The sequence below is a fragment of the Flavobacterium sp. P1_E4 genome (assembly GCF_056405915.1).
Genome location: NZ_JBFUBE010000043.1, coordinates 1 through 6,955, shown reverse-complemented (window position 1 = coordinate 6,955; position 6,955 = coordinate 1). Strand labels below are relative to the sequence as shown.

Here is a 6,955-nt window from a genome sequence, read left to right as displayed (position 1 = left end):
GTGTTAGTAGCGGAAATCACTTCAAAGTGATCTACTAAAAAATCAGGTAGCATAAATTTTAAAAGGTCTATAGGAGTCATCTCTAATTCTTAGATTACAAAGCTCTTATTTTATTTTGACATTTCCTCCCCAGGTTTTGTTCTTGATCCCTTTTATCTGCAAGATTAAACTTCATCCAAAGATTTTCTTCCTCCCAATCGTATGTTTTTAAAATGACTTGGCGAAAGCCCGGTGACTTTCTTAAATTGATTGCTCAAGTGGGCAACACTAGAATAATTCAGTTGGAAAGCAATTTCGCCCAAAGACAATTCTTTGTAAGCCAATAATTCTTTTACCCTCTCAATTTTCTGGGCAATGAAGTATTTTTCAATAGTAGTTCCTTCAATTTCGGAAAAAAGATTGGAAAGATAAAAATAGTCGTGATACACGTTTTGACTCAAATAATCAGACAAAGTAATTTTTAAATCATTGTTTTGCTCATGGATCAATTCAATGATTAAAGATTTTATTTTTTCAATGTACCTGCTTTTTTTGTCATCGATTAATTCAAAACCCAGTTCTTTGAGTACAAGGTCCAATCGTTCCTTTTCTGAAATATCCAAATCTTTCTCAATGGTTACTTCTCCCAATTCAACATTTAAAGGAGTTATGCCGAGTTTTTCCAATTCTGTTTTCACAACCATTTTACAACGGTTACAAACCATATTTTTGATATAAAGAATCATTCTTTTTGTAATTTATAACACAAAGATACTTCAAAATTGGTTGTTTTATTAAGAATCCATCTTTGCTATTTTACTTTATAAAAAATGAAAACTACTGAATTTCAAGAAAATTTTTCCCTTTATTTTTCCGTCTTTGTCTTTTACTTTATTGAGACTTGATTTTCCCAAAAATTTCAACGGGATGTTGAGTCTGCTGGTCCAAAAACTAATTTCTGTTGTACTTGGATAATTACCAGATGTGTAGGAATGTTTGATTAAGTATTCTCCTGAATCTTTTGTAATCAAGTTAATTTCGTCTATTCTGCTTTGTTCTTTCAGTATTTTTATATCTGCCGTGACCCAATCGCTCTTTGGATTCATTGAAACCAATTTATAATTGACAAAACCTCCATTTTCCGAAAGAAAAATCCAATGGGCTTGGATTGATAATAACTCTGAAAATTGATTGGTCAATCCTTTTTTTGGAATCAGCAGTATTCCTTTTCCTTTTATCAGTACTTTTTTTCCTTTTTCATATTTAATACTTACATCCTTTGGAGGCACGGTAAGTCCAGGCACATCTATGCTAATGTTTACCATCGTTTGATAGCCATTTTTTATATCGTATCGCTCCTTAAGTTTTCCAATTAATTCTGTTTGTGCACTTGCATAAAAGCTACCGCAGAAAATAATGGCAATTAGTAGAATATGCCTCATTCTGTTATTTTTAAAAATTTAAATCGAATGATTGAAATAACAATACAAACAATCGAAAAAGAAAGCAACCAAATCGTAGAATTAACAATGGCTATATAATCTATATCAGTATAAAAAAACAATTGCCATTGTGAAAAATGATAAGTTATCAAAAAAAACTCCCACCCCGTAAATAAAGATCCCGATAATGTCTGAAGTAATGTGCTAATGATGATAAAACCCAATGTAATTAAAATGGAAACCAAAGATTTTTTAGCAAAAAAGCTCACGGCAACCGAAAGAATCGCAACGGTGCTCATAGCCAAAAACGCAAAGCCAAATGCTCCTAAAAAGCGCAATGGCAATTGGGACTCTTCAATGATTTGCAATCCGTTAAAAGCTACTAGTAAATCTCCTTTCCCAAATAAAACTAAAGCTGGAATTATTGAAATAATAGCATAGCAGATTATAAAGAAAAAAACAAACACAACGGCTGTAAAATGTTTCGATAAAGCAACACGATTTCGGCTTATTGGTCGTGTCATCAAAATGCGGATTGTACCATTTTCTAATTCAGAGCTAAATAAATCCCCGGTGACAATTGTAATTAAAATAGGTATGTGAATCCAAAGTGTGTTTAAGATTAGAAAACTGGCCAAATAGCCATTCAAAATAGTTCCCTGTACCTCAAAATTCTTATCCAAGGATTGAAATATAAAAGCCAAAGCATTGACACCTTCCGATTTCAATCCCCAAAAAATAAGGCAAACCAAAACCAACATCAAGCCGATACTTAAAAAAGTTCTGCGTCTGTGAATTAGCTTTACACACTCAAATCGTAATAATGTTATCATTTTATAATTTCCATGTATTTATCATATAATAGGCTCGCTCTGTCAATTTTATAAGGAATGAAACCCGATTCATAGAGTTCTTTCAAAACAGTTTGAGTCTCTTTTTCATTCGCTTTAAGCGTGAGAATATTTCCATTTTTATAGTTTTCAAATCCTAGATTTAAATTTTGCGGAAGCGGTTCTATAAAGTGCATTTTTACATTTTGTCTATCAGTTCCAAAAGCTTTCATTGAACCGGAAAGATAAATTTCACCTTCGTTCAGGAGTATAAAGTCGTCTGCAATAGTTTCTATATCTTCCAATAAATGGGTTGAAACCAAAATACTTTTTCCTTTATTCTTTAAATTGGTCAATAGTTTTAGAATAAGTTCCTTTACTTCAGGATCCAAACCGTTAAAAGGCTCGTCTAAAATTAAAAAAGAAGGATTGTCAATTAAAACCTGTGCCAATCCAAGTCTTTGCTTCATCCCTTTGGAATAATGCTGTACTTTTTTATCAGCCACTTTGGTCAATCCCACCATTTCCAGAAGTTCGGTTGCATTTGCAGAAGATTTGGTGAGGGCAATCAAAAGTTCCAAGTTCTTTTTACCGCTCAGATAAGTATAAAAATCAGCAGTTTCGAGTAAGTAACCGCAATGATTGCGCAAATCATTAAAGCTTTTCATTTGTATTCCATCCAAAAAAACACTTCCACTGTCAGGGCTGACCAATCCGGACAAGATTCTAAACGTAGAACTTTTTCCGGCTCCATTTGGACCTATAAGAGCCGTTATTTTACCTTCGGTAATCGAAAAACTGATTCCTTTTATGATAGGTTGTGTATCATAACTGAGCGTTATGTTTTTGACGTCTAATTTTCTCACCAGTAAAAATATTTGCTTTTATAATTTGGCACAAATAAAGTGGATACCCAATATTCTTTTGTCAATAGGGTTGTCGGCTTTTTTAAAATAATTATAGGTAGAATATGGTACCAACGGAATCCAACACTATAAAAATAGTTATCGATTTCCTTTTTGAAACCGAGACTTCTCGCCGCTTCCACAAAAGCATCTCTTTGGCATCTGGATTTGGAAAATATTTTGATGAGAGATTTTTTAAAACCGTATTGATGCATTAAATCTTTGGCCATTTTATAATTCTGATACCTGCTGTATGCATCCAATTGGGTGGTAAAAACTAGACTCGAGAAGTACAATCCAAAGACAAGATGAAAATTAAAAGTGAAATCTTTGGCAGCCTCCAAAGCACTAAAATTGATATAGCTTATGAATAAACATCCCATACAGAAAGATTGTAACAAAAGAGTAGATTTGAGATAACTCACTGCCCTGTTTAAATAGATATCTGTTTTGGATATGGCATAGTTAGTATGTTGTGCTTTTATCATTGAATGCCAAAATTTAAGAAACAATTAATTCTGCCCTTAAATTATGAATTTTATCAATAGGGTTTTATAAAAATGTAGCTTTTTATTTAATGTAAAATTCACGTTTTTGGCGCGAGGTAAAATATACCCCTTTGATTATTAGTTTTTAATATGAATTTTAGCAGATTGTTGTTTTCTTTTTTTGGGATGATGACAAAAACTCAAAAATCGCTCCCTTTAGCCCCGATAATAGTGAAAATCCTTATAAGCCGGGGTTCGGCTTATAAGATTGTAACGGATTGCTTCGCCAGTTCGGCTTTCAGCCTCGTGTGCGGGACTATGCTGGTTGAAATGCAAAATTTTACTGCTCCAAATTAACAAATCCAACTTAAATAAAATTTCTGTCGATTAATAATAAAGCCTAAAATCAAGCAACTTACAGAGTGAATAGTGTTTTTGATGTAATTCCTCAACAACTTCGATAACATCATCAAGTTCTTGACATAGACTAAAAAAAGCTTTATCAATAGGACTACTACTTAAGTTCCCCTGTGCCAAGCCATATCCCGAAACAGCTTTAGCACCTGTTATATCCAAAAAGTATTGTGCTTCATCCGCACTTAAATCTAAAATTTTGGCATTGGAAAAATGTAAAATTTTCCCTCTCATCTTTCCTTCAAAGATTTCGGCTATTTCTTCAAGGCTATAATAATAGTTGTTAAGACAAATGTTATTCGCTTCGCCTGGCATCACCAAGTAGATAATTTCATAATTCTTGAAATTATGATCGTCATAAAGCAGGGCATTCAAACTGTCTTCCAATCCTTCGATAGTATCACAAGTTTTGTAAATACTCGTAATACCTTCCTCAAATGCCAGTCGTTCCAAATTTTTGACCACTTCCGTAATGGCGTGCGTCTCCACATCGGGAACCGCTTCGAGGCAGAAAATAAATTGGTCACGATCCATGAAATTGTGTCTTTTCGGTTGTTATTAGTTCATACTTGGTGATTCCGGTATTTTTACCTTGATCTTATTTTTCTTGACTATTAGCAAATATAGGGCAAAGCCACCTAAAACAACCAATAACGCAATTTGAAGTTCACCCAAAGTCATATTTCCACTGTGCATTTCATTTGAACTTGCCAGTTTGGATTTGCTTTCATTAATTTGGATTTGTGACAACAGTTCCAATGTTTGTAGAGCCTGATTACTGGATTGGGTTACTTGCGACCAATTGTTGTTTTGTGACTGTATTTCAATAGCGGAGCAAGAAGCCACAAATGCAACAAAACTTTTTTTCTCTTTGGGGGTCAAAACTGTTTCCAAATATAATTTATCAATATTATGAATGTGTTGCATAGCTGTCGCAATCCCATCTTTTTTTTGGCTATCATTGAGTTCAGCCTGAAAAACCTTCGCTTTTATGAAATGAAGTTCATTTGCATATTGAAAGATATAACGTGCCACAACTAAACGATCATTGTGGATTGCATTAATATTCTCGTTTGCTTTTTTGGAATTTCGAAGAGCATTAAAATTACTCAATAAGATAATAACCATAACAATTAACAAAACAAATGCAGCTTTGGTTTTGTTACTGAATCTTTTTAGATCTTTCATCTCGATGTGTTTTTTGATTATGCAATATAAGTGATTACTAAAAATCTACACTATATACTTTACAAATATTTAGGTTAGAAACTCCATTACAAAACAACTGCTGTTTTAAAAATAGGCTAAAAACTTCACTCTAATTATTTTTTAATTTGTTTATAAAGAAAAAACTTTTTTGAAAAAAACATATTGTATTTTTTATTAAATTTAACCATAAGTAATTGAAAATAAATAATATAATAAATTATTTGTTTTTGACTGTTTTCACAAAACAACAATTGCATTATTTATCTTAAATTTTATCAATATGAAAATTCAATCATTTTTTGTAAGCCTTAAAAACAGTTTTTTCATTCCACTGTTTTTAATTATTGTTGCTCCTTCTGTTTGTGGGCAGGAAGTTGCAACAACCCAAACCACCGATGGGTCAACCCTTACGTACAATCAGATTTCAAAAGCCTGTAATATAATTGTGTATCCTGCAAAAGGTCAGGATCAGAATAAGCAAAAAAGTGATGAGTATGAATGTTATAAATGGGCAAATGAACAGTCCGGTATCGATATATTGAATCCGCCAAAAGTACAAGCTGCTCCTGTTGATACCGCCCCTAAAGGCGAAGCTGTTAAAGGAGCTGCAAAAGGCGCCGCTGTTGGTGCTGCCGTCGGTTCTATTTCAGGAGATGCTGGTGACGGAGCGGCAGTAGGTGCAATAGCAGGAGGAGTTGCAGGACGCAGACAGGCAAAACAGCAAAAGAAAGCACAAACACAGCAAGCTTCTACTGGTGCTTCTGCAGCAGAGCAGGAAATGAAAGACAAGTTTGCCAAAGCATTTTCAGTATGTATGGAGGGTAAAGGATATACAATCAAATAGACAGATTATTTGTTCTATGATCTTTGGGTGGATTCACAATCTTTTAAGTTCGTTTTTCATACTCTATCTATGCCTTTGCTATAGTTTTTTATTAGCAAATCAACAACAAACGATATTCCCCTTCATTTTCTATTGGTGCTCTGTGAATACACGGTAGCGCCTGCTGTTTGGGATGATCCACGGCCAGGCGCCAAAGATGTCCCAAACCTAAATTAATAGACTTTACATGGGGTTTCGCCTGATAATGCAAATCAAAATAATTTTCCTTCAAAAAGGCTTCAAATTCCTCGGATGGGCCGTTATGTAGCTCTTCAAGTTTTTTTCGAATTTCAGGAATTAGAATTTTCTGCTCCGCTTGTTTATTAGAAATAATATCACTTGCCATACCGTGATAGGTACATAAAAAAGTATCCGTTGCAATGGGCGAACGATCAACATGATACGAATACACATCAGTGGATATGAAATCAAATTCATCATCTCGTTCATAACATTTAAGTAAATTAAGAGAGGGAGAAGCTCCAAAATCGGCTAATAATCGTAAATCATTTAAGATAATTTCCCTTGCAATATTCCCTTTTTCCGATAGTTGGAGTGCCAATAGATCTTCAGGATAAACTTCGGTTATATTTTCTTTTATTTTCAGTTGACTTACAATGGCTGCAAAATCGCCTTCCAAATTTCTGTACCAGCATAGAGCATTCATTTCTCCCTTAAAATCCGTATTTACAAGTTCAGTAAAAGTGGACACCATTCCAATTTGACTGCTGTCAGAAAATGTATTGCTCATAGTATGTTATCAAGAAGCTAGTTACTTAATGTCCTACAAAATTATGGAATTGCA

9 protein-coding genes are annotated in these 6,955 nt (G+C 33.7%); 1 reads left to right on the top strand and 8 read right to left on the bottom strand.

Features of this window, described 5'->3' with window-relative positions:
• Positions 1 to 164 precede the first annotated feature (164 nt).
• The 7 genes from AC1DY0_RS18675 to AC1DY0_RS18645 all read right to left on the bottom strand — a co-directional run bounded on the left by AC1DY0_RS18675 (position 165) and on the right by AC1DY0_RS18645 (position 5,246).
• Positions 165 to 725: an AraC family transcriptional regulator gene (locus tag AC1DY0_RS18675; protein WP_477190090.1), complete on the bottom strand. Its 561-nt coding sequence runs from the start codon at positions 723 to 725 to the stop codon at positions 165 to 167.
• Between the two features lie 75 nt (positions 726 to 800).
• Positions 801 to 1,421: a hypothetical protein gene (locus AC1DY0_RS18670; RefSeq protein WP_477190089.1), complete on the bottom strand. Its 621-nt coding sequence runs from the start codon at positions 1,419 to 1,421 to the stop codon at positions 801 to 803.
• Positions 1,418 to 2,254, bottom strand: coding sequence for an ABC transporter permease (locus AC1DY0_RS18665; protein WP_477190088.1), 837 nt, complete (start codon positions 2,252 to 2,254; stop codon positions 1,418 to 1,420). Before AC1DY0_RS18665 ends, AC1DY0_RS18670 begins: the two co-directional genes overlap by 4 nt.
• Positions 2,251 to 3,117: an ABC transporter ATP-binding protein gene (locus tag AC1DY0_RS18660; RefSeq protein ID WP_477190087.1), complete on the bottom strand. Its 867-nt coding sequence runs from the start codon at positions 3,115 to 3,117 to the stop codon at positions 2,251 to 2,253. Before AC1DY0_RS18660 ends, AC1DY0_RS18665 begins: the two co-directional genes overlap by 4 nt.
• Complete coding sequence (locus tag AC1DY0_RS18655; RefSeq protein WP_477190086.1) at positions 3,114 to 3,644, bottom strand: hypothetical protein; 531 nt, start codon at positions 3,642 to 3,644, stop codon at positions 3,114 to 3,116. Before AC1DY0_RS18655 ends, AC1DY0_RS18660 begins: the two co-directional genes overlap by 4 nt.
• 387 nt (positions 3,645 to 4,031) lie before the next feature.
• Entirely contained in the window at positions 4,032 to 4,592 is a 561-nt protein-coding gene (locus tag AC1DY0_RS18650; RefSeq protein ID WP_477190085.1) for a DUF6642 family protein, read from the bottom strand.
• Between the two features lie 24 nt (positions 4,593 to 4,616).
• Positions 4,617 to 5,246, bottom strand: a complete 630-nt coding sequence (locus tag AC1DY0_RS18645) for an MCP four helix bundle domain-containing protein (RefSeq protein WP_477190084.1) — start codon at positions 5,244 to 5,246, stop codon at positions 4,617 to 4,619.
• A gap of 301 nt (positions 5,247 to 5,547) precedes the next feature.
• Between AC1DY0_RS18645 and AC1DY0_RS18640 the strand changes: the two genes are divergently transcribed.
• Entirely contained in the window at positions 5,548 to 6,111 is a 564-nt protein-coding gene (locus AC1DY0_RS18640; protein WP_477190083.1) for a glycine zipper domain-containing protein, read from the top strand.
• A 91-nt stretch (positions 6,112 to 6,202) separates the two neighbouring features.
• On the opposite strand, the gene AC1DY0_RS18635 is transcribed toward AC1DY0_RS18640, so the two are convergent.
• Positions 6,203 to 6,901 carry a DUF1826 domain-containing protein gene (locus AC1DY0_RS18635; RefSeq protein ID WP_477190082.1) on the bottom strand — a complete coding sequence of 233 codons (699 nt, stop codon included), beginning with the start codon at positions 6,899 to 6,901 and terminating at the stop codon, positions 6,203 to 6,205.
• Positions 6,902 to 6,955: the final 54 nt, after the last annotated feature.